Origin of the sequence: Photobacterium sp. Hal280 (genome assembly GCF_037162255.1) — a bacterium.
In the GTDB taxonomy this organism is placed as follows: Bacteria; Pseudomonadota; Gammaproteobacteria; order Enterobacterales; family Vibrionaceae; genus Photobacterium.
In genome coordinates, this window is record NZ_JARLUO010000005.1 from 140,532 (window position 1) to 161,380 (window position 20,849).

23 protein-coding genes are annotated in these 20,849 nt (G+C 48.8%); 13 read left to right on the forward strand and 10 right to left on the reverse strand.

Annotated elements, in window-relative coordinates:
- Positions 1-169 precede the first annotated feature (169 nt).
- From P4S53_RS09700 to P4S53_RS09750, 11 genes are all read left to right on the forward strand, one after another.
- On the forward strand, positions 170-4,375 hold the full coding sequence (locus P4S53_RS09700; RefSeq protein ID WP_337112527.1) for a hypothetical protein: 4,206 nt from the start codon (positions 170-172) through the stop codon (positions 4,373-4,375).
- Entirely contained in the window at positions 4,309-5,988 is a 1,680-nt protein-coding gene (locus P4S53_RS09705) for an RHS repeat domain-containing protein (RefSeq protein ID WP_337112528.1), read from the forward strand. Before P4S53_RS09700 ends, P4S53_RS09705 begins: the two co-directional genes overlap by 67 nt.
- Positions 5,989-6,686: 698 nt before the next feature.
- Positions 6,687-7,031: a hypothetical protein gene (locus P4S53_RS09710; protein ID WP_337112529.1), complete on the forward strand. Its 345-nt coding sequence runs from the start codon at positions 6,687-6,689 to the stop codon at positions 7,029-7,031.
- A 16-nt stretch (positions 7,032-7,047) separates the two neighbouring features.
- On the forward strand, positions 7,048-7,380 hold the full coding sequence (locus P4S53_RS09715) for a hypothetical protein (RefSeq protein WP_337112530.1): 333 nt from the start codon (positions 7,048-7,050) through the stop codon (positions 7,378-7,380).
- 11 nt (positions 7,381-7,391) lie between these two features.
- Positions 7,392-7,718 (forward strand): hypothetical protein, encoded by a 327-nt coding sequence (locus tag P4S53_RS09720; RefSeq protein ID WP_337112531.1) that lies wholly within the window; start codon positions 7,392-7,394, stop codon positions 7,716-7,718.
- Positions 7,719-8,048 (forward strand): hypothetical protein, encoded by a 330-nt coding sequence (locus tag P4S53_RS09725; RefSeq protein WP_337112532.1) that lies wholly within the window; start codon positions 7,719-7,721, stop codon positions 8,046-8,048. It abuts the gene before it with no gap.
- Between the two features lie 38 nt (positions 8,049-8,086).
- Entirely contained in the window at positions 8,087-8,431 is a 345-nt protein-coding gene (locus P4S53_RS09730) for a hypothetical protein (RefSeq protein WP_337112533.1), read from the forward strand.
- Positions 8,432-8,524: 93 nt separating this feature from the next.
- Positions 8,525-8,848 (forward strand): hypothetical protein, encoded by a 324-nt coding sequence (locus P4S53_RS09735; protein ID WP_337112534.1) that lies wholly within the window; start codon positions 8,525-8,527, stop codon positions 8,846-8,848.
- 9 nt (positions 8,849-8,857) lie between these two features.
- Positions 8,858-9,211 (forward strand): hypothetical protein, encoded by a 354-nt coding sequence (locus P4S53_RS09740; protein WP_337112535.1) that lies wholly within the window; start codon positions 8,858-8,860, stop codon positions 9,209-9,211.
- Between the two features lie 6 nt (positions 9,212-9,217).
- Positions 9,218-9,556, forward strand: coding sequence for a hypothetical protein (locus tag P4S53_RS09745; RefSeq protein ID WP_337112536.1), 339 nt, complete (start codon positions 9,218-9,220; stop codon positions 9,554-9,556).
- Positions 9,556-9,897 (forward strand): hypothetical protein, encoded by a 342-nt coding sequence (locus P4S53_RS09750; RefSeq protein WP_337112537.1) that lies wholly within the window; start codon positions 9,556-9,558, stop codon positions 9,895-9,897. Before P4S53_RS09745 ends, P4S53_RS09750 begins: the two co-directional genes overlap by 1 nt.
- Positions 9,898-9,943: 46 nt before the next feature.
- Here P4S53_RS09750 and P4S53_RS09755 read toward each other — a convergent pair whose 3' ends face one another.
- The 7 genes from P4S53_RS09755 to P4S53_RS09785 all read right to left on the reverse strand — a co-directional run bounded on the left by P4S53_RS09755 (position 9,944) and on the right by P4S53_RS09785 (position 14,698).
- On the reverse strand, positions 9,944-10,273 hold the full coding sequence (locus P4S53_RS09755) for a hypothetical protein (RefSeq protein WP_337112538.1): 330 nt from the start codon (positions 10,271-10,273) through the stop codon (positions 9,944-9,946).
- Positions 10,273-10,599 carry a hypothetical protein gene (locus P4S53_RS09760; protein WP_337112539.1) on the reverse strand — a complete coding sequence of 109 codons (327 nt, stop codon included), beginning with the start codon at positions 10,597-10,599 and terminating at the stop codon, positions 10,273-10,275. Before P4S53_RS09760 ends, P4S53_RS09755 begins: the two co-directional genes overlap by 1 nt.
- Before the next feature lie 98 nt (positions 10,600-10,697).
- Complete coding sequence (locus P4S53_RS09765; protein ID WP_337112540.1) at positions 10,698-11,054, reverse strand: hypothetical protein; 357 nt, start codon at positions 11,052-11,054, stop codon at positions 10,698-10,700.
- Between the two features lie 209 nt (positions 11,055-11,263).
- Complete coding sequence (locus P4S53_RS09770) at positions 11,264-11,617, reverse strand: YgiW/YdeI family stress tolerance OB fold protein (protein WP_337112541.1); 354 nt, start codon at positions 11,615-11,617, stop codon at positions 11,264-11,266.
- Positions 11,618-11,814: 197 nt separating this feature from the next.
- The gene (locus P4S53_RS09775) at positions 11,815-12,387 is read right to left on the reverse strand and encodes a TetR/AcrR family transcriptional regulator (protein WP_337112542.1); all 573 of its coding nucleotides are present in this window, start codon (positions 12,385-12,387) and stop codon (positions 11,815-11,817) included.
- 55 nt (positions 12,388-12,442) lie between these two features.
- Positions 12,443-13,885, reverse strand: coding sequence for a coniferyl aldehyde dehydrogenase (locus P4S53_RS09780; protein ID WP_442958657.1), 1,443 nt, complete (start codon positions 13,883-13,885; stop codon positions 12,443-12,445).
- Positions 13,886-14,032: 147 nt separating this feature from the next.
- Positions 14,033-14,698: a tRNA-uridine aminocarboxypropyltransferase gene (locus P4S53_RS09785; RefSeq protein WP_337112543.1), complete on the reverse strand. Its 666-nt coding sequence runs from the start codon at positions 14,696-14,698 to the stop codon at positions 14,033-14,035.
- Positions 14,699-14,775: 77 nt separating this feature from the next.
- On the opposite strand from P4S53_RS09785, the gene P4S53_RS09790 reads away from it, so the two are divergent.
- On the forward strand, positions 14,776-15,234 hold the full coding sequence (locus P4S53_RS09790; protein ID WP_046220450.1) for an EVE domain-containing protein: 459 nt from the start codon (positions 14,776-14,778) through the stop codon (positions 15,232-15,234).
- A 207-nt stretch (positions 15,235-15,441) separates the two neighbouring features.
- Here the strand turns inward: P4S53_RS09790 and P4S53_RS09795 are convergent, their stop codons facing one another.
- Together P4S53_RS09795 and P4S53_RS09800 are read right to left on the reverse strand one after the other, a co-directional pair.
- A complete protein-coding gene (locus tag P4S53_RS09795; protein ID WP_337112544.1) occupies positions 15,442-16,239 on the reverse strand; it encodes a Cof-type HAD-IIB family hydrolase in 798 nt (265 codons plus the stop codon).
- A 142-nt stretch (positions 16,240-16,381) separates the two neighbouring features.
- Positions 16,382-17,446, reverse strand: a complete 1,065-nt coding sequence (locus P4S53_RS09800) for an alpha/beta fold hydrolase (RefSeq protein ID WP_337112545.1) — start codon at positions 17,444-17,446, stop codon at positions 16,382-16,384.
- Between the two features lie 148 nt (positions 17,447-17,594).
- On the opposite strand from P4S53_RS09800, the gene P4S53_RS09805 reads away from it, so the two are divergent.
- The gene (locus tag P4S53_RS09805) at positions 17,595-18,815 is read left to right on the forward strand and encodes an EAL and HDOD domain-containing protein (protein ID WP_337112546.1); all 1,221 of its coding nucleotides are present in this window, start codon (positions 17,595-17,597) and stop codon (positions 18,813-18,815) included.
- 79 nt (positions 18,816-18,894) lie between these two features.
- Here the strand turns inward: P4S53_RS09805 and P4S53_RS09810 are convergent, their stop codons facing one another.
- The gene (locus P4S53_RS09810; protein WP_337112547.1) at positions 18,895-20,490 is read right to left on the reverse strand and encodes an AbgT family transporter; all 1,596 of its coding nucleotides are present in this window, start codon (positions 20,488-20,490) and stop codon (positions 18,895-18,897) included.
- Between the last annotated feature and the right edge of the window lie 359 nt (positions 20,491-20,849).

Sequence of the window (20,849 nt, forward strand, 5' to 3'; positions counted from 1 at the left end):
AGAGTAAACCTTTTTTACTGCGAACATTGGTAAGGCAGGAGATTGGCCGTGGGCAAGTGGCACTAAATATCCTCTTGATAAAAATGGCAATGGGGTTTTTAAAGAAGAGGCAATTTGTATTGGTTGCCAATATCATGATTTTTATAATGATGGAAAGAATGACGAGTATTTGAAAGATACTGGTGGAAAAATTGAACTATATAAAAATGATAAGCTCATTCAAAAAATAGCAGATGATTCACAGATTAGAGAAGTGATCGATCTGAATAATGATGGTTATTTAGATATTATTGTCTCTAAAAAAGATTATACAAGAAAGTTCAAAGACCAAGTCGGTTTGAAAGATCGTATTGCCCAAGGAATGGTAGATCAAGACGTTAAAATATATTATTTCGATGGTGTTAAATTTCAACATCAAAAATCACTTGCCGTGAAATATCACTATAGAGTCGTGAAGAGTAGGAATACAACATGTGGTGGTAGTGATGGGAGTGCATGTACTGAATACACATATGCTTATGTCCCTAATGGTTTGTCTGTAGCAGATTACAACGCTGATGGCTATTTAGATATACTCTACAGTGATTTAGTTTACCTAAATAAAGGTGGGTATATATCCTCTTCATCCATAAAAAACAATTTTGGGAAGTTATCGCCTAGATATATTGAGAATGCACGTAATTTAACTAATCTGGCTGATGTGAATAGTGATGGCTGGCCTGATTTTGTTACTGCTAAGAATATAAAAAGAACGAATCCTTTTGCTCAAGATAAAGTAAAAGTTATACAAGAGTATGGTGTAGATTATTCGATCGTATATAAACCTGCGTCAGATAGTTCAGTCCACACACAGAAGCGATATTTTAAATATCCAATTGTAAATGCAACCCCTGGTCGATATCTGGTGTCAGATGTTATGAAGTCTCCTCGTGGTTATGTTAAATCCACCTATAACTATGTGTATGAAGGTGCAAAATCTCACCGGGAAGGTTACGGCTTCTTGGGCTTTGATAAAGTTACTGAAACAGAACAGGGTGACGTTAAAACGGTACGTGTGACTGAGTATGAAAATGTTGATCCAATAAAAGCCGGGAAAGTAAAAAGTATCACCGTATTTAAAGGCGGCAATAAGGTATCCTATTCGAAGAATGATTATAAAAGTGTAAAGAAAAATAATATTTATCAAGTCTATACCAACCGTTCAGAGTCAATACAGTATGATTTGCACAACGCGTCTTTAATCACTAAAAGAGAAATTATCGAACGGACGCTTGATGCTTTTGGTAATGTGACCGAAGAGAAAACAACTCTGTCGGGTACTGATGAAAATGCCGGAAGTTTTAATCAGACGATCAAAAATGAATACTTGTCTGTTGGCTCAATACAAAGTCATTTAGTTTACGATGTAAGTACCTTTAACGGAGTCACCTCAGCGACTTTGTCTTCGTTTAAAGCCGGTATGCAAAAATACTGTGGTTCAGACGGTAAGGCTTACTTTAAACCCAGTGATTTTGTTATTCTGATTCATGGTGATGTCTCAACCCCGATCGTACTGGAAAAATACAACAGTTATTATCGTTACGATGGCAGTACCTCTTCGACGAACGCATTTGGCGTGACAACCTATACCGGTACCCTGACCGCTATTTCCGCTTCTGATTTTAATCAAGTCTCGCCCAAAGCCTGTGGCGGCACATTTGTATTTAAAAATGTCAATAGTGACAGCGATGCAGAACTTTCCTCCAGTTCCCGAACTGTTTCGCAATTGATTACTGAAGTCGGTGACAGATACTGGCAAGTCGGTGCGTTGAAATCGACTCAAACTATCTTGCAAGATGTGAAAACGGGTCTGACACGTACGGTTAAGAATGAATTTGAGTACGCATCCAATGGATTGATCCGTTCATCAACGACCACAGCTTCAGATTACGAAGCAGGGTCGACAATTGGCCTGGCCAGCAAATTCCTGACCAAAAATTTCAGTTACGATGCCTGGGGGAACCTGACCAAAGAAGCAGTATCTGGCACAAACGTGGCAGAACGCGAAACTGTCACGGTTTACGATAGTGTGGGCTTATTTGTCGATCGCATGATCAATGCCCTGGGCCATGAAACGGATGTGTCTTTTAACGGCGATGGTATGCTGGCATCCAGCACGAATCCGCAAGGACGCAAACAAAGCTACAGTTATGACGCATTGAATCGGCTGAAGCTGGAAACACTGCCCGGTGCAGGTAATACAGTGTCTTACACTTACACCCTGAATGAAACCTGCCCTCACACGACATCAAAAACGGTGTCATGTGCTGTGACCCAAGCTGCAGCGGGTGGTGAGGTCATCACTCAGTACGATTTTGCGGGCCGGGAAATTCGCCGTTTGCATAAAGCCTTCAACGGCCAGTTTGTGGTGGTGGATACGGTGTGGGACCGCAATGGCCGTAAAGTGAAGATCACCCGGCCTCAGTTTGTCTCAAAAAATGCTGCTGCGCCTTACGTGACCATTGCCTACGATGCACTGGACCGTGAAATTAAAAAGTCGGAACCTGCCAGCAATGGCGGGCGTGTGGAATTCACAACGGTTTATCACGGCTTAACCACCACAGTCACGGATGCTCGCGGCTTTCAGCACAGCACAGTCCAAAACCAGCTCGGCCATATACTGCAGAAAAACGAACCGGAAGGTGCCTCGCAGAGTTATACCTATTATCCGGACGGCTTACTGCGTTCCTCAACCGACTCGGTCGGCAATATCACTACTGTTCGTTATGACAATCTGGGTCATCGTCGTTCTCTTGATGATCCGGACTTAGGAAAGTGGACATACATTTACAACGCCCTGGGTGAGCTGGTTGAACAGCAAGACGCCAATGGCGTGATGACGACGGTGACTTACGATAACCTCGGCCGTAAAACCAAGCAGGTAGAAGGTGGCAATACCTCTTACTGGGTTTATGACACTCGACTGACAGGTGAGCTGTCTTACTTTGAAGGCTATGGTAACCGGACCGACTATTACTACAACGCTGCCGGACTGACTGAAGAAGTTGCCGTCCAGACCAGTGGTGAGAAATTCAGTACCCATTATTTTTACGATCAGTATGAACGTGTCAGCCGTGAGGTTCGCCCGAATGGTGTCGACAGTTCTGCTTTGGGGATCGTGAATCAGCTCAGCGATAAAGAAAATACCCTGGACCGCCTGGCCGTTGAGTACATTTATAATCCACATGGCTATATTTCTGCGGTTCGCAGTCCGAAAACGTACGCGGATGAAGCCTTCACCAGCGCCAGTTTCCGTGAAGAAATTAAGGCACTACTGACTCAAGCAAAAATCCAGGCCATGCAGTATGTGGCAACGGCTGAGAAGTATGCCACCCGTGAAGCCTTCTTCAACGATAAGGCAGCAGAATATCGGCAGAAAACCGTGAACATCCGGAATCTGGATGCTTCTTCGGCCGGGCTGTTAGGTAGCGGTTATCGCTTCAAGCAATGGTGCGACAGTCAGGGGCAGTGTTATCTGCGTCCGGCGACCTGGGTACTGCTGCATGATGATATCAGCGTTCCCTTAGATATCACCTTAGGTGAAGCGGTGTACCAGCTAGAGACATCCTTGGCTGGCACCAGCGGTGGCAAGCGTAATTACAATGCTACGATTCATAAGTTCACGAAAGCGGACTTTGACAAACTCTCACTAAAGGCTTCTGACGACCTGATTTTGGCTGACTATGACGGCAACGGTCACAAGGATCTGATGAGCAATCGGGATATTTATGCGGCACACGCCGATGGTGAAACCCGTGAGGAACTGCTTTTTACCGCAGAAGATCTGGCTGAAGCTGCGCGTATTTCAGGGCAGCGTTATAAATTCTACACCGATCTGGCGAGTGACTTAACGGCATTGGCTGAGCGTGTGGCCGATTTAACGGGTGTCTACTGCGACTATGCTAATCAGTTAGGTGGTCAGCAAATACAACACGCGACAGGCAGTCGATGTGCGAAGACGCAGCAGGTGGGACAGGCGGATCATCTCAACGTCATTCTGACGCAATCAGAGCTGGCAGATTCTGTCGAGAATGCGGCTTATGTGTATTACTGGCAACGCCGTGACACCGATGCGTTTGATCATACACTGGCAGAAACCCTGGGTAACGGGCTGGTGAATACCTACAGCCATAACGCAGCCACCGGCCGTCCGGATTACATCGTAACACACAAGAGCGATGCTTTGTTTAATGCTGCGTTGCCGGACGCCAAAGCAAAGGCAGAAACGTCCGTTTCCTGCATTATAAATACGATAACCACAACAATGTGGTGTACCGTAACGACAGTGAACTGGGTATTACTGACAGTTACGAGTATGACGGGCTGGACCGGGTGACGGCCAATCGTATCGTGCTGGACACGCCTGATCTGCACGGACCGAATAACCCTGATTTTACCAGCCCGTTCCATTTCAGTTACGACAAGCTGGGTAATATCACCTCGAAAACAGGCGTGGGCAGCTACAGCTATAGTCAACACAATGCAGGCCCTCATGCGGTGACACAGGCAAATGGTCTGACGTACCAGTACGACAGTGCAGGTAACATGGTGCGCGCTTCGGCTGGCAGCACCAGTACGCCAGAACGCGTGATTGTGTGGAGTGCCTTCAACAAACCGGTGAAGATTTCGCGGGACAACCACACTGTCGAATTTGTCTACGACGCCAACCATAACCGGTATCTGAAAAAATCCAGTGATGGTAAGCAAACGGTTTATGTCGGCAATCAGTATGAGCGTACTACCGACACCAAAACCGGCCAAGTACAGCATCAGCACTACATCTATGCTGATGGCAAACTGATTGCGCTGAACACCCAGTTTAAAAATGCAGAAAACAAACTGGAAAACAAACAGACACGTTACCTGCATTACGATGCACTGAATTCCATCGACATGATCACTGATGGGTACGGCTTGATTGTAGAGCGTCGCAGTTATGATACCTGGGGGAATAAGCGTTCAGTCCAGTGGCATGTGCGCGGACCCCAAACGATTCTGCAGTCGGCGATAACGCATCGGGGTTACACAGGCCATGAGCATATCGAAGAAGTGGGCCTGATCCACATGAACGGCCGTGTGTATGACCAGGAACTTGGCCGCTTCTTGAGTGCAGATCCGCTGATCCAGTCACCTTATGTAACGGGCAGCTTCAACCGCTATACTTATACGTGGAATAACCCACTGAAGTATATTGATCCGACCGGTTTTGAGACGGAGGAAAATTCCGAGACTAGTGGTAATGATAATTCAAACGCAGGTACCAATAGTGGTAATTCGATTGAAACGATAAAGGTGACCGCCCCCAGAAACCCTTGGGCGAATGTGCATGATTTCAGTGGAGAAAGAAGAGGTCAGAATAACCATCAATTTAATCGCGTTGAAAATCGGTTTGTATGGGGCAATGAAAACTTTGTCAATCAGTCCACGGAGGCAGAGAAACAGGAAGCTGTAGTCGCGCTTATGTCTGTGGTACCTGTTGCTAGAGGCGTTTCGTTTATTGCTCGAGGTGTAGCTTATGCTGTAGAGAGGTTCGCTAATTTTCGCCGAGTGAAGCAGTCTTTAAATGCTACCGCGAAAGCAGTGGAAAAGGTTGAGAGCAAGGTTGAGAAGGCTGAAAGAAAGGTTGAGAAGGCTGAAAGAAAGGTTGAGAAGGCTGAAGGAAAGGGTAATAAGACTGAAGGAACAAGAAGGAAAAACAGAATTCCAGATAAAGGTGAGCCTAATACAGTTGCTGAAAATCCCGCAGGTACTACGCGTAAAAGGTATGGTCCTGATGGTAATGTTCAGAAAGAATGGAATAAAGGTCATGGACCGAAAGCTCCCAAAAATGAGCAGAATGATCATATTCATGATTACAAGCCTAATCCACGCAACCCAACTGGACGTGGAGAAAGAATGCCTGGTCGAGCACCAAGGCCAAGAGACTTAAATGACATGGAACTTTTATAGGTGGATAGAATGAATTTAATTTGTAGTGATCAAGAATTGATAACTCATTTTTCAGGTAATAATAGTTTACTTGATGGGAAAATAAAAAGAATAGAGATCTTTGGTTCAGATGCATCTGTGAATATAAATATCGATTTTTATATGAGATCGTCCTCGAATTATAAAGAAGTTCAACTTAGATTTGCTGGGTGCAAATGCTATTCATTCTCATACTTTGATGATTACTATTTCTATAATATTGAAATGTTGAAGTTTTTTCAGGGGGTGATGGGTTGTATTACATCTCATTTGACCCTTTTGACGAAGTTGAAAATATTTCTGATGAAGATCAAGATTTCATTTTATGTAGGGAGGTAGCTGCGTATTGTGATTGATTTTCAGATATATAAATTGCGAGTTTATTTGATGGTAATATCTGTTTTATGCGATGCGTTTTTTCTGGTTTTTTAATTTTGTTATTTAATTTTTTGCGTTAATTAACAAAGGAGGTTTAAACAAATCAAAAAGTAAAAATTTAACTCGGTTCATATGTTCTTAATGAAAAATGGATACATTTGATGGTGCATAAATTGGTTGGTTGGCATGTTTTTCAGGTGAATTTGGGCTGAGGTCAAGTATCTGGGACGTCAAAAATCAGATAGTAGAAAAATGCTATAGGGTGAAGTTTCTTGCGTCATCATGAATACTGAAATTAGAGAATGCGTTGGTTTATGAAAAATATTATATTTATGCTGTTTTTTATCACCCCTGCCTCTTGGGCTGGCTGCAACAACATCGCCTGCTACGGTGTAGGGAAAGATGTGTTAACCCGCACCTATCTGGCATCCAGTGGTAATATCTACATTGGCGCGCCAGTGGGGAAAGAAAACCTGAAATGTGATCTTTATTCGGGTGAATATATGACGCTGAAAATGAATCACTTGTTGTATCGAGAGATTTATTCGACGATTCTGACAGGTATTGCAGCGCAAAAGCAGTTGCAAATCAGAATTGTGGAAAACTCACCTGAGTGTGAGATTGAATATGTGACGATGACACCTTGATATTGGCTGGAAGAGAATGCGCTATTTCTTATTTTTGTTAATGGTTTTTAGTCCGACAGTACTGGCGGAATGTATCCCAACGGCATGTATAGGCGTTGGAAAAGAGGCACTGTTATCTGTTTATCCTAATCAAACCGGGCACATTTACTTACAAGCGCCGGCAGGGAAAGAAAAGCTGAATTGTAAACTGGTCGAAGGCCAATTTATGGTGTTAAAAAACACTCACCCTGTGTTTGATGCCATGTATTCGACAGTACTGACTGCGCTTTCTACTCAAAAGCAATTAACAGTCCGGATTGTTGAAAATTCGGAAGACTGTGAAGTCAGTTATGTCCGAATGTTTATGTAAAGGCGTATAAAATGAAAATAGGTCATTTTAGTAAATTACCTATATTGCTTTCATTATTGTGGGCAGACACTGTGTTGGCCGATGATACAATTTCCTGTCCCTACACTAAAGTGTTGGAAATTCAATCTCAAGTAACGAATGTGTTGATTCATCTTGAAGGTCAGGGTTGGAAACAACTGGGTACTTATCAGGAGTATGCCTTAAACAGTCGCTTATCTTTGGCATTATCTGCACATGCATCTGGAAAGCAAATCATGTTGGCCTTTTCATCAGACAGCGGTGTGGAATGCGATAAAACGGAGTATTTTACATCACCAATCAAAGTAAGGATTCGGTAAATGACCAAGTTTCTTAAATCTGCAGGCCTGCTATTCTTTCTGTTTTCAATCCCATTTTCGATGGCCGCAGAACATTACGTGTCAGGAAAAATCACCAACATTACCGCGATTGAAGGCGCATTGTTAGTGAAAGTCGAGAATCAAATCATTCCAGAAAACTGTGCCGGAACACACTACAACTGGATGAAAATAAAGCAGGAAAACACCACTATGATCTCTGTCGTTCTAGCACAGTGGGCGGCCAATAACCGAGTGGCGACTGTGTATACATCGGGTATTGAAACAGGTGGTCAATACTGTTTAGTGATTCAGGTTGATCCTGCTGGCTGATGTTAATTAACTAATAAAAGAATTTTTTGGAGATGATGATGAGGCAAATCTTTGCCATTTTAATGGTATTTGTATCTATAAAATCCTATGCGTTTGATGTAAATTACGTCGGTTCAGGCGCATCAACAATAAAAATGATACATTCCTATTCTGAATATGGCGGAGGGGATGTTATCTTCAGGCTTGCAGAGTCAGAGACGACATCTTGTCCAAGCGGATATTGGTTAAGAAAAACGGATCCGGGTTTTGATGCTAATTTGTCAATGTTAATTGCCGCATTTCACGCAAAATCGCGTGTTGTGGTGTATGGATTACCTGATGAAATTTGGCCGGGTTCTCAAACGGGTAAGTACTGTCATCTTTATGCGATCAATTACCAATAGGGTAAATAGTCAAAAGAAATGTCTAACAATTACATATTTACTGATGATGCTTAGTTTGCATAAAAATGAATATTGGGAAAGGTTGTGAATAATATGAAAAAATTAATGTTAAGTTTCATGGTAATAATTGCTTTGCCATTCTCTGTATTTGCAGAACAAGTTGATCCTGAATTTAACCAGGCTTTCACTATCACCCAAACATTTTCTGAAGCTACAACAACGGCAGGGTTTTATACTGCGGAAGTTTTAACTGGGTGTAAGTGGAATATTATGTATCTGGACCTTTCTACAGAATCGGGCAAAGCTATGTTTTCGCAGGTCCTGGCAGCGAAGAGTGCTGGGTTCAAGGTGGTCAGGATTTATTATAAGAAAGACGATAATGAAAAATGTACGGCAACAGGCTTACATATCCGATAGGGACATATGATGAAAAAACACATTTTAATACTGATTGCTTTATGTCTGTCATCGAATGCTTTTTCATCAGAGTATTGGATTGATACAACAGGGAAAGTATTGAATATTGCCACGTATGCGGCCACAGAAACCATTCTGGTTTTCTTGGATAACAATGGCCAGGACGTCGCTGAATGTTCTGATAAACATGTGTTTGCAATCAGTAATACCTTGTCCAGTGAGGCAAGATCGAGAATGTATTCGATGCTCTTGGCAGCCAAAACTGCTGGTACTTCAATTACGGTTTCCTATACCAACGTGGGAAGTTGTGAAGCATGGGATAGTAATAACAGTGTGTTCCGTAGAATCATGAGGCTGAGGTAAGAACGAATGTTCAAAAAGATGATAGCGGTTTTATCTCTGTTTTTTTCGACAACCGCGTTGGCAGAATTTAGCTGTGAAGTTGAAGTCAATCGCGTGCTGGTATACGCAAACGGCAGTGTGAATGTGCTGCATTCCGGCAGAAATGAGTACACCTATATTTGTAATTTGAACTCAGAAAGACAAGGTGTGGGTATCACCACCTGCGCGATGTGGACCAGCATGTTACAAAATATTCAAAAATCGTACGCCAAAGCGATATTTTACTACCCAGGCTCGGGCGACTGCAGCACATTAGCTACTTATGGCAGCGCACCTGTACCTGTGTATATAGGATCAATGAAGTAATGAAAAACTCCAGTGTGATGAAGCTGTTTATTTCTGCATTTTTGCTTATCTCCTCTTCACTTGTTTTTGCCGGCTCAGTGACTGGCACGGTATCGCGTATCATCGTCAGGGATGATGGCCTGCATTATGTCTATATTCATGGTGATATCGTTAATCGTGCAGAGTGCGCAAAGGACTATAAATATTGGATAATAAAAGACGAAAACAGCACATACGGAAAGTCGCAGTACAGCCTGTTATTGGCAGCCAAAGCCAGCGGAAAAGCCGTTTATATTGAAGGTGCTGGAACCTGTATGCGTTGGGGTGATGGTGAAGACATCAAGTATGTCTCATTTAATTAACCGACTTGCCAAATCAGCCCGTGGATATTACTCACGGGCTTGAGATTTAGTTCAGGTATATATCTTTTATTTTAAACCAAGGACCTTCGCAACCTTCAATTGTAATGGTGACAGAGAGGTTGGCGGTTTTAGCTGCCAGAATGGCCGATTTGATGGTGTTATCAGCCATACGGAGCCCGGCCCAGCCATTGTTTTCCGGGCATTGATTATCTGAGATCGCCCTTGGAAAGCCGCCTTTTAGTTGGGCTGCAACTGCGCCTTCAGCACTGACAAAGACCCGGCTTATCACGCCATTATCTTGAGAGTGACTTGCTGCTTGCAGGTGAAAACTCAGCAGCGGCAAGAGTAAGAACAAACAAGTTGATAAATTTTTCATTAAAATCGGACCCTGTGTAAGTGACGGGAATCTTTTCCGTCAACGGTCGAGTCTGCATCTTTCGCACAAACAAAATCACCCACAGCATTCTGGGCACGCATTGCAAGTACAATGGAAAGCAGCTCTTTTTCCGTGGATTTGATGTAGCAGAATTCACCATTGCTGAAACGTACCTGCGTACTGTTGTTATTCCAAAATCCGTAAATAAACTGAATAGATACATTGGTGTTCCACTGCCAACCGTCCCGGTAAACGGGCGCATTGGCAAATGAAGATACAGAAAAAAGAGCGAGCATTGCTGTAACGAAAATGTGCCTGATTTTCATATGAAATCCTTACTTGAGGTATACAACAACAATGTTATCTTGCCTCTTCGGTGTAAAGCACTCTAAATGAATAATCATTGGTTTGTAACAGACGGTATTTATACTTTGGTTAAACGAACACTACGCACCTTGCAAAAATTGTCTTTTGAACCTTTCCAAAACTTCTCAGCATCATTCCAGACTTGGAAACGAACCGTCTGACTTGAAACATATGCCGCCATCGCCATGGAAAGTAACTTATCAGAATATTCGGAATGCTGTATGTAGACGCCGCTAGGGCATTCAACGAGTCCTGTAGTTAACTTTATTAAGGTATCACCATCTACAGACGGAATGTATTCAGCTTCTGCCCAACTAGTGATTTCAGTGATTAAACCAAGCTGGGTGTTTACAATTTCTGCTCTTGCTGATGTGGATATCGCTAAAAATAGTCCTGCAATTAATTTCTTTTTCATTGGTGTGCATCTTAAATAGAATTGAGATGTAAATGATATCAAAGAGGAAAGTGAAAGAAATTAATAATATACAATCTTGATGTGAAAAATGAGGGGCGTGTGGATTATTAATAGGGCTGGGAAGTTAAGGGAAATTACCGCCGATAAACGTTTTAACTGATACCCCAGTTTTATTGTGAAAGCTGGGGTATCCCATGGAACGAGCAGGCTTACTGCCCAATCTGTACGCTGTTGACATCCACTGTGGTGCCGTTGAGGTCTTTGTCGACTTCGCCCATCAGGGTAACCTGGGTTTCCGGGCCGACTTGCAGATCGCCCCACAGGTGGTTGTCGATTTCGACAATCATTTCGCCGGTGCTGTCTTTGAAGCGGTAGTCTTCATCGCCGAGTGAGGCGACGATGTGGCCGGTCAGGGTGACGTGCGTGTCGTCTTTGGCCTGCATTGCCTGAGCGACGGTTGCGCTGGCGCCTTGGGTTTCGTTCGGTCCTGTGTAGCCGCCCTGAGCGGCGATCGCGGTCAGGGGCAGGGCCAGCGTGGCGAATAAGAAGATCACTTTTTTCATGACTGGGTTCTCCGTTATCGGACTCATGGAGCAGCGACTGTTTTCAGTATGACAGCTGAGTCACGGTTTGCCGCTGTCATCGTGCTGTCTGTGAAGTCAGAATAACGAAGAGAAGGTGAAGCAAGCGTGAAATTTGCGTCAGAAATATATGAAAAGTCGCGATAAAGAAGAATTTTTTATCGCCAAAGTGTTGGTGATCAGGTTCGCCGGGCCATGCCGTGCCACAACATCTCAAATGCCGCCTGACGTGAGGCGGGATCGGCCGCCAGCGCGGGCTGCTCGGCAAACAGGCTGACGGTGGATAAAAACAGGCTGTGGCAGGTGTTGAGCATCAGGGCGCGCGGCCAGTCGGCCAGTTCCCCTTGCTGTTGGCCTTGTTCGAGCAGCTGCGGCAGGAAAGGCAGGGCCTGGCTGAGCATGGCATGCTGCTGGCTGAGCAGGTACTGCGGATCGCTGGCCATCTGGCGCAGGAATTGGAACTGCTGCGGATGGGCCAGCCCCCAGCTGATGGCGGCTTGCCAGATATGCTGCAACTGCGCCTGCACGCTCAGGCTGGTGTCCGGCGGTGTCAGGGCCGTTGCCATGTCTGCTTTGATGCTCAGATACAGGGTTTCGACCAACACCTGCTTGCTGGCAAAGTGATGGAACAGCGTGCCATTGGCTACCCCGGCGGCTTTGGCAATCTTGGCAGTGGCGGTGGCCTGAATCCCATGCTGAGTAAAGAGGGTCAGGGCGGCATCTAACAATTGTTGCTTCTTATTCTGGCTCATAGCTCGCTGTCAGTGGAGAAACTGGCTCATTGGGGTGAGCCAGCATAATACAGGTTTAGCGCAAGAAGAAAGCCATCATCAGCTTTTGCACTGTGGCTCGCCAGCCGGTGAAAGGCGGTACGGCCAGTTTGGCGGTATTGATGCGGCCTTTGGTCAGCACGGTTTTGGCTTTGGAAAAGGTCAGAAAGCCTTCCTTGCCGTGATAATGGCCCATGCCTGACGGCCCGATACCGCCGAAGGGCGCATCGTCGGCCGCGACGTGGAACACAGAATCATTGATCGCCATGCCACCGGCGTGGACATCAGACTTCACGCGCTCCTGCAGGGCTTTGTCCTGGGTCATCAGATACAAGGCCAGCGGACGGGGGCGCTGCTGGATGTACTGCAGGGCTTCGTCGATGTTGCTGTAGGTGATCACCGGCAGCAAGGGGCCGAAGATCTCTTCTTGCATCAGAGTCAGGCTGTCGCTCGGATTGACCAGCACATGCGGCACCATACGGTGTGCACCGGGGTTGATGGCGTCCGGGTGGACGGTTTCGATCCGGGTGTTTTTCTGCGCGGCTTCTGCCAGCCACTGGCTCAGGCGGTCGAACTGGCGCTGGTTGACGACTGAGGTAAAGTCCTGGCTGTGCACGCCTTGCGGATACATTTGCGTAAATTGTTTCTTGAACTCGGTAATGAACGCCTCTTCTTTGCCTTCCGGGACTAAAACGTAATCCGGTGCCACGCAGATCTGGCCCGCATTCAGACATTTGCCGAAAATCATCCGCTCAACCGCCTGCGGCATATCGGCATCCGGGGCGATCAGGGTCGGCGATTTACCGCCCAGCTCCAGCGTAACCGGGGTGAGGTTGTCCGCCGCGGCGCGCATGACATGGCGGCCGACGGCGGTGGAGCCGGTAAACAACAGGTGATCAAACGGCAGGGCCGTAAAGGCCGCCGCGATGTCGGCCTCTCCTTCAATGACGACGACCTCAGTGTCATCGAAAATCGCTGCTAGCAGGGCAGTCATGACCTGGTTGGTTTGCGGGGTGAATTCACTCAGCTTAATCATGGCGCGGTTGCCGGCTGCCAGCGCCGGGATCAACGGGCCGATACTCAGCATGACCGGGAAATTCCAGGGCACCACGATCCCGACCACACCGACCGGCTGGTAAATGACTTCCACTTTGGCTGGCATCAAGAGCAGACCGGCGTGGCGGCGCGACGGCCGCATCCATTTCTTCAGGCGCTTGATGGTGTAGTTGATTTGCTGGACACAGGGCAGGATGTCGCTCAGCAGGGTATCCTGATGGCTGCGGTGGCCGAAGTCGGCAGACAGGGCGTCACACAGGGCGTCTTTGTTCTCCAGCAAGGCGGCCTTGAGCCGTTTGAGCTTGGCGATCCGGCTGGCATAGTCCGGCATGGTCTGAGTCAGGTACTCATTGCGCTGGGTGTGAAACAGTCGCTGCATCGTGAAAATCTGCTGGCTGTCTTGGCTCGCAGTGGCAAAGGTCATCCCTATCTCCTGTTTTGACAGAGTGAACCGCGTACATGCGGTTCAGTATCAGAGAATGCCAGCCGGTTTTTCCATAAACCGACTGACCAGTCGGTTTTAATATAGAGCGACTCAGGGCTGTGCGCAAGAAACCGGCAAAGTTAAATACTATTCTGTGAGATGCAGCCTGTGAGGCGCTGCGCCATTATGGCGCTGTCCGGCGACGCGGATGCCCGCTTTTTCCGCCGGAAAGGCCGTCAGAAAAGCGTCGAAATACTGCTGTAACGCCTTGGCATCCTGGTGCTCTCCCAGCAGTTCCAGCAGGGCGATGCCTGTTTCGCAGGTGCACAGATGGCCTGTCTGCTGATTGCGGCGCAGTGAGTAAGCGGAGTCGCGATCCAGAGTCAGGCTGAGCCGGGGCAGCTTAGTCAGCCAAGGGCTTTTGCGCACCATCTTGCGTGCTTCCTGCCAGGTGGCGTCGAGCAGAATGAATAAAGGAGTCTTGCCCGTTTCGCGCACAAAGGGGACTGCGGGATGAGCGTCGTCGGCCGGAAACAGCAGCCAGGGCTGGATCTCGTTGCTGGCGATCAGCGTCAGCAAGGTTTCGGGCGGCTCAGTGCGAGACCAAAGCAGGCGCTGGCAATGCGGCAGCGTTCTGGCCATCAGGGCGCCGGTATTGGTGTCTTTGCCAAATTCCTTGCTGTGGGTGAGCAGCACAAAGATTGCCTGAGTGTGCAGGCGAACCCCGGCATGGCAGATACAATTTTGAACAAAGCCGCAATTCGGGCAGGGTGACGCATTTTGCGGAGCAGGTTCGGCGCTCATGGTTGTCATCGCTTATGGTATTCTTGAGTCTGTGACCTCAGATGTTACTGCGCTGATCCCACAAAATCACGACAACAGGATGCAATATGGCTTATTGGTTATTCAAAACGGAACCGGATACTTTCTCGATTGATACGCTCAAGCAGATGAATGTGGCTTGCTGGGAAGGCGTTCGTAACTATCAGGCGCGCAACATGATGCGTGATGAGGTTAAAGTGGGTGACCAGGTCTTTATCTATCACTCCTCGTGCAAAGACATTGGGGTGGTGGGGATCGCCAAAGTGGTGCGCGAAGCCTATCCGGATCATTTTCAGTTTGATCCCGACAGCCCGTATTTCGACCCGAAATCCGATCCTGCCAATCCGCGCTGGGTGATGGTCGATATTGAATATGTGCGTCATCTGCGTCTGGTCACGCTGAAACGCATCAAAGCCAATGATGCGCTGCATGAAATGCCGCTGGTACAGCGCGGCAACCGCCTCAGCATCATGCCGGTCACGGAGCAGCAGTGGCAGGAAGTGCTGCGCATGACCGGGCAGTTTTAACGCACGGGTGTCGTGGTTGATTGTTTGAATATTCCCTCCCCTTGGCAAGGAGAGGGTGAGGGTGGGGTTCGAGCGGCGGGCGCGGATTTAGCGTTTGTGCCGTATAACCCCCTCCTAGCCTCCCCCTTGAAAAGGGGGAGGGATCGTACCGAGTTTGCTGAAGCACTGATTATTCCCTCCCCTTGAAAAGGACTCGGGAAAAGCGGATTACAGCAGATGTTCGGCCAGATAATGCGCCACGGCTTCGTCGGCACAGGAGCCAATCACGCCGTTGTCCGGCAGAGCTGCCATCACTTTGTGGTGGGCGGTGCCCATCACCAGACCTTTGCCGGCCATGCTCAGCATTTCCACATCATTCATGCCGTCACCAAAGGCGATACAGTCTGTCAGCGCATAGCCCTTCGCTTCGGCAACCGCGGCCAGCGCATGACCTTTCGACACTCCGATATCCATCACTTCCAGACACCAGGGGGTGGAAAAGGCGATGCTGGCACGCTCGCCAAAGACAGCGCGGAACTTGTCTTCGAGCACGACCAGCTTGTCGTGGTCTTTATCATCACGGGTAAAGAATACCTTCGCCACGCCATCCAGCGGCGGGTTGTTCACGTCGAACAGTTTGTAGGTAAAGGTTTGGTGGAAATCACGCAGATACGCATCTTCAATGTTGAGCAGCCAGTCGTCATGACGGTAGATATGGATGCGTAAGTCCGGCTCGTCTTTGGTGAGTGCCATCAACTCCAGGATCACCTCAGGTTGCACATCCTGCTGGAACAGGACTTCACCCTGACAGGTGTGAACCCGTGCGCCGTTGGAGGTGATCATGAACGCCGGAATGCCCAGTTGCTCGCGCATTTCGGCCACATCGACATGGTGGCGGCCGGTTGCGAAGACGAAATCTTTGCCTTGCTGGTGCAACTGCTGGAGCACCTCTTTGGTGAAAGGAGCGATTTTATGATCAGGTGTCAGCAAAGTACCGTCGAGATCTGAAGCAACAATTTTATACATGGCGCATCTCTTTCTTTGATTGGCTGCACCGTTCGGGCCAGCCGGGTGATTGACCTACACCGGCAGTGTAAACCAGATTGGGATCAAGAAAAGAGGCTAATCTGCGACCCCGGTTTTTTCCGCTATTCCAGTCAGTCTGGGTTCAGCCTGGCTGACTATTGGCGACCCGCGGGGTCTCGGCTGCCGCCGGTTTGCTGAACCGGGCGAAGTGCGCCAGCATCGCCGTAACTGCCTCAACCCGCTGCGAGTCCTGCTCGAACAGCACTTCATGGCGGGCGCCCTTGATCACCTTCACCTGGCACTGACCGCCGGCCTGTTTGATCTGCTGGTAAAACAGGTTCTGCGCCCGGTTGTCGACGATAGTGTCTTGTTCATTTTGCAGCAGCAGTACCGGACAGCGGATCTGACCGGCCAGGGCCACCGACTGGCGGGCGGCGCCCAATGCCTGCCAGACCCAGCGGGAGCTGGGGCCGCCGAGCTTTAATTCAGGGTGATCTTCATATAACTGGCGAAACCACTCATAGCGGCACTGGCTCTGGCACAAGGGATTATCGGCAAAAGGTTTGGGGTAATAAGGCGCCTGGCCTGGTGCATAACCGGGCTGACGCTGGAGCTGCTCGGCAACCCTGGCCAGCGGCGAGGCAATCGGTTTCATCCAGTGGCTGACTTTGATGCCGTGCATCGGGGCGCTCAGCACGGCGGCTGCAATCTCATCCGGATACTGGGCCAGATACAGGCTGGTGACTGTGCCGCCCATCGAATGGCCGAGCATAAAGAGCTGCGGGTAGCCCGCGGGTTTGATGATGGTCTCGACAAAGGTATGAAGATCGCTGACGTAATCGGCAAATTCTTCCACATGGCCGAGCTGGCTGTCCGGGGTCAAGCGGCCGGAGCAGCCCTGACCTCTGTGATCCAGGGCATAGACATCATAGCCCTGACGGGTCAGCTCCCAGCACAGTTCCTGGTATTTATGGAAGGTTTCGACCCGGCCGTTGACCAGCACGATGGCTCTGTCTGCGCTGAATCCGGTCAGGCTCATCCAGGCAATGGGCACGCCGCCGACACCGGCGAACTGGCTTTGCCGGCGCTGGGCCCAGCACTCGGCGACCGGTCCTGCCATGGTGGCTGCAAAATCGGGTTCCATGCTGATCGCCCCGGCCGGGAGGGCAAAAGAAAATCCTTGAGTCATGGGAAGCTTGTCCAACATTTGTCCGCTCTTGGTGGCGTGATAAAGGAATTAGTAATATGTTCCAGTATAACGTAAAGTGTTGATGGTTTTGGATACGGCATAAAATCTGCTGCCATTCTATTATTGTTATTGTCTTCCACCGGACAGGATCATTAATTTCCCCAATATGTACGCCTACGTTGCTCGTCAACCTATCTTGAACCGCCAGCAGAGAACCGTTGGTTATGAACTGCTGTTTCGTGATGGGGAGCAGAATGCTTTTCCGGACATCGAAGCCAATACGGCCACCAGCCGTTTGCTGGTGGAAAACTACATGGCGGTCGGTGATGATCTGGCAACCGCCAGCCAGCGTACCTTTATCAATTTTCCCTATGACAGCCTGGTCAAATTGCTGCCGTTATTGCTGCCGCGGCACAAGGTCGTGATCGAAGTGCTGGAAACCTGCACCCCGGATGATGAGCTGTTTGCGGCGATACGCCATCTGAACAAGCAGGGTTATACCATCGCGCTGGATGATTTTGATCTGCATCCGGCCTGGCAGCGATTCATGCCCTACGTGCATTTGATCAAGCTCGATTTCATCAAGCTGGGTTGTCAACGCGCCTGTGCCTTTGTGGCCCAGCATGAGAATCGCCGCCTGAAATTTCTGGCCGAAAAAGTCGAAAGCCGCGAAGAGTTTGAAGCCGCCCGGGCTGCCGGTTTTCATCTGTTTCAGGGCTATTATTTCAGTAAGCCTGAGCTGCTGAAAAACCGTCAGGTGACCCCTGAAACCCTGACGACCCTGAGGCTGCTGCGGGAAATCAGCCGTACCCCGGTCGACTTTCCCCGTGTCGAGCGCATTATTGCCAGCGACGTGTCTCTGTCTTATCTCTTGCTGCGCTATGTCAATTCCGCCGCCCACAGAACCTTATCGCCTATCGGTAACTTTAAGCAGGCGCTGGTCTATCTGGGCGAGGAGAAAATTAAGCTGTTTGTCTCTGTGGTGGCCGCGGCGCACGCTTCGATTCGCAAACCACGCGAGCTGTATATTCTGTCGTTGCAGCGGGCACGGATGTGCGAAGAGCTGGCCAGAGGAAGCGGCATTGCCCTGAACAGTGATCAGGCGTTTCTGGCCGGGATGTTTTCGCTGCTTGATGCCCTGCTCGACAAGCCGCTGCCTAAATTGCTGGAGCTGTTACCCCTGTCTGAGGAAGTGCACAGCGCCTTGTTGCTGCGGCAAGGGCCGCTGGGCGATATTCTGAATCTGCTCGATGCCTATGACAATGCCGACTGGGAAAGTACGGCCCGGTATTGCCAGCGGCTGGGGATGAATGAAGCTCAGGTCGCCAATGTGTATCACCAGACGCTGCGCTGGCTGACCAGCTATCAGATCCCGTATCAGAAATGATCTGTGTATCCCGTTGAGGGAAAAGAGGAAAAACAAAACCGGGCATTTGCCCGGTTTGTCGTTTCAGGGGGAAGCAGGGTTAGCCGCCGATGTTGTAATAGGTCGCTGCGCCCGGACCGACCGGGATCCCGAGTACAAACACCCAGACATAGAACATCAGGCTCCAGCCGACCACAAAGACCATGGAATACGGCAGCATGGTGGCAATCAGGGTTCCCAGTCCCAGATTCTTCTGGTAACGGGTCGCCACCGCCAGAATCATACCGAAGTAGCTCATCATCGGAGTGATGATATTGGTGACTGAGTCACCGATACGGTACGCCGCCTGAATGGTTTCCGGCGCATAGCCGACCAGCATCAGCATCGGCACGAAGATCGGCGCGGTTACGGCCCACTGTGCTGAGGCGGAACCAATCATCAGGTTGATGAAGCCGCACATCAGAATGAAGGCGAAGAACAGCATCGGTCCGGTCAGACCGATGGACTGCAGCATGTCTGCACCCGCTACGGCAAAGACCTGGCCGAAGTTGGTCCACTTGAAAAATGCCACAAACTGAGCGGCAAAGAACACCAGCACGATATACATGCCCATGGACGACATGGAAGCCGACATTGCACTGATCACGTCGCGATCTGTCTTCATGGTGCCAACGACTTTACCGTACGCAAAGCCCGGGATGGCGAAGAACACAAAGATGAAAGCCACAATACCTTTCAGGAAAGGCGAACCCGCCACCAGACCGGTCTCAGGATGACGCAGGATGCCGTTTTCCGGCACGATCGTCAGCGCCAGCAGGGCAGACACTGCCAGTGCCGCCAGTCCTGCGATTTTCAGACCTTTCTTTTCCAGATCCGTCAGTGCGCCCATTTTGTCTTTGCCCAGATCGTCGCTGGCTTCCTCGACATTGTAAGTGCCCAGTTTCGGCTCCACAATTTTCTCGGTCACAAAGGCACCCATGATGGTGATCGCGAACGTTGAGGCAAACATGAAGTACCAGTTGACTTCCGGACCAACCTGATAGGTCGGGTCAATCATTTGCGCGGCCGTCTGGGTAATCCCGGACAGCAGGGGATCCACTGTGCCCAGCAGCAGGTTGGCACTGTAGCCACCGGAAACACCGGCAAAAGCCGCGGCCAGACCCGCCAGCGGGTGACGGCCCAGCGAGTGGAACAGCATGGCAGCCAGCGGGATCAGGACCACATAGCCCAGCTCAGATGCTGTATTGGAAATGATACCGGCAAATACCACCACCAGAGTTACCATGCGACGCGACGCGCCCATGACCAGTCCGCGCATTGCAGCAGAAAGTAAGCCAGAATATTCTGCAATCGCGACGCCCAGCATGGCCACCAGCACGGTGCCCAGCGGGGCAAAGCCCGTAAAGTTTTTCACCAGATTGGCCACAATCATTTGCAGACCTTCGGCGTTCATCAGGCTGATCACGTGGATCATACCGTCGGCAGCACGTCCCGGGGCGCCTTCCGGGCGCGGGTCTGGCACTGAAACGCCGAAGTAGCCGGCAATGCCGGAAGCAATCAGGATTGCCAGGCTGAACAGGGCGAAAAGGGTGATAGGGTGCGGTAGCAGGTTACCCAGCCACTCCACTGTATCCAGAAAACGCGTAAAGAGCGTTTTTTTGGTATTCAACTGTTTTTGTGAAGCACTCGAATGCATCACGACCTCCATTCTTACGTCATGTACCCGTCAATGGGCATCTTAATCGGTGCGGGAGGTTACGCTATTGTTAACACTATAAACAAGATAAAAATGTGTCTAAATGTTTCTATTGTATGTTTTATGACTGCATATTGACGATCAAATTGGTCTTTTATGTTTATTTTTGTGTTAGCAGTGGACCATTTTACTTTTTCATATGCTTTCTGTTGATTATTTGCGCGAGTGACCCAGAGAATAAAGGACTCAGTTTTGCTTGGTCTGCTTCCGATAACGGTGATGAAAGTGTGATCCATCTCTCGTTTTGGTGGGAATTTAATAAAACATCATTCAAATTATCAATTTGATAACATACTGAT

What these genes read in the sequence shown, in the direction of transcription:
- P4S53_RS09710 (WP_337112529.1), top strand. Translation starts at nt 6,687, where the DNA reads ATGCGTTGGTTTATGAAAAATATTATATTTATGCTGTTTTTTATCACC.
- P4S53_RS09715 (WP_337112530.1), top strand. Translation starts at nt 7,048, where the DNA reads ATGCGCTATTTCTTATTTTTGTTAATGGTTTTTAGTCCGACAGTACTG.
- P4S53_RS09720 (WP_337112531.1), top strand. Translation starts at nt 7,392, where the DNA reads ATGAAAATAGGTCATTTTAGTAAATTACCTATATTGCTTTCATTATTG.
- P4S53_RS09725 (WP_337112532.1), top strand. Translation starts at nt 7,719, where the DNA reads ATGACCAAGTTTCTTAAATCTGCAGGCCTGCTATTCTTTCTGTTTTCA.
- P4S53_RS09730 (WP_337112533.1), top strand. Translation starts at nt 8,087, where the DNA reads ATGAGGCAAATCTTTGCCATTTTAATGGTATTTGTATCTATAAAATCC.
- P4S53_RS09735 (WP_337112534.1), top strand. Translation starts at nt 8,525, where the DNA reads ATGAAAAAATTAATGTTAAGTTTCATGGTAATAATTGCTTTGCCATTC.
- P4S53_RS09740 (WP_337112535.1), top strand. Translation starts at nt 8,858, where the DNA reads ATGAAAAAACACATTTTAATACTGATTGCTTTATGTCTGTCATCGAAT.
- P4S53_RS09745 (WP_337112536.1), top strand. Translation starts at nt 9,218, where the DNA reads ATGTTCAAAAAGATGATAGCGGTTTTATCTCTGTTTTTTTCGACAACC.
- P4S53_RS09750 (WP_337112537.1), top strand. Translation starts at nt 9,556, where the DNA reads ATGAAAAACTCCAGTGTGATGAAGCTGTTTATTTCTGCATTTTTGCTT.
- P4S53_RS09755 (WP_337112538.1), bottom strand. Translation starts at nt 10,273, where the DNA reads ATGAAAAATTTATCAACTTGTTTGTTCTTACTCTTGCCGCTGCTGAGT.
- P4S53_RS09760 (WP_337112539.1), bottom strand. Translation starts at nt 10,599, where the DNA reads ATGAAAATCAGGCACATTTTCGTTACAGCAATGCTCGCTCTTTTTTCT.
- P4S53_RS09765 (WP_337112540.1), bottom strand. Translation starts at nt 11,054, where the DNA reads ATGAAAAAGAAATTAATTGCAGGACTATTTTTAGCGATATCCACATCA.
- P4S53_RS09770 (WP_337112541.1), bottom strand. Translation starts at nt 11,617, where the DNA reads ATGAAAAAAGTGATCTTCTTATTCGCCACGCTGGCCCTGCCCCTGACC.
- P4S53_RS09775 (WP_337112542.1), bottom strand. Translation starts at nt 12,387, where the DNA reads ATGAGCCAGAATAAGAAGCAACAATTGTTAGATGCCGCCCTGACCCTC.
- P4S53_RS09780 (WP_442958657.1), bottom strand. Translation starts at nt 13,885, where the DNA reads ATGACCTTTGCCACTGCGAGCCAAGACAGCCAGCAGATTTTCACGATG.
- P4S53_RS09785 (WP_337112543.1), bottom strand. Translation starts at nt 14,698, where the DNA reads ATGACAACCATGAGCGCCGAACCTGCTCCGCAAAATGCGTCACCCTGC.
- P4S53_RS09790 (WP_046220450.1), top strand. Translation starts at nt 14,776, where the DNA reads ATGGCTTATTGGTTATTCAAAACGGAACCGGATACTTTCTCGATTGAT.
- P4S53_RS09795 (WP_337112544.1), bottom strand. Translation starts at nt 16,239, where the DNA reads ATGTATAAAATTGTTGCTTCAGATCTCGACGGTACTTTGCTGACACCT.
- P4S53_RS09800 (WP_337112545.1), bottom strand. Translation starts at nt 17,446, where the DNA reads ATGTTGGACAAGCTTCCCATGACTCAAGGATTTTCTTTTGCCCTCCCG.
- P4S53_RS09805 (WP_337112546.1), top strand. Translation starts at nt 17,595, where the DNA reads ATGTACGCCTACGTTGCTCGTCAACCTATCTTGAACCGCCAGCAGAGA.
- P4S53_RS09810 (WP_337112547.1), bottom strand. Translation starts at nt 20,490, where the DNA reads ATGCATTCGAGTGCTTCACAAAAACAGTTGAATACCAAAAAAACGCTC.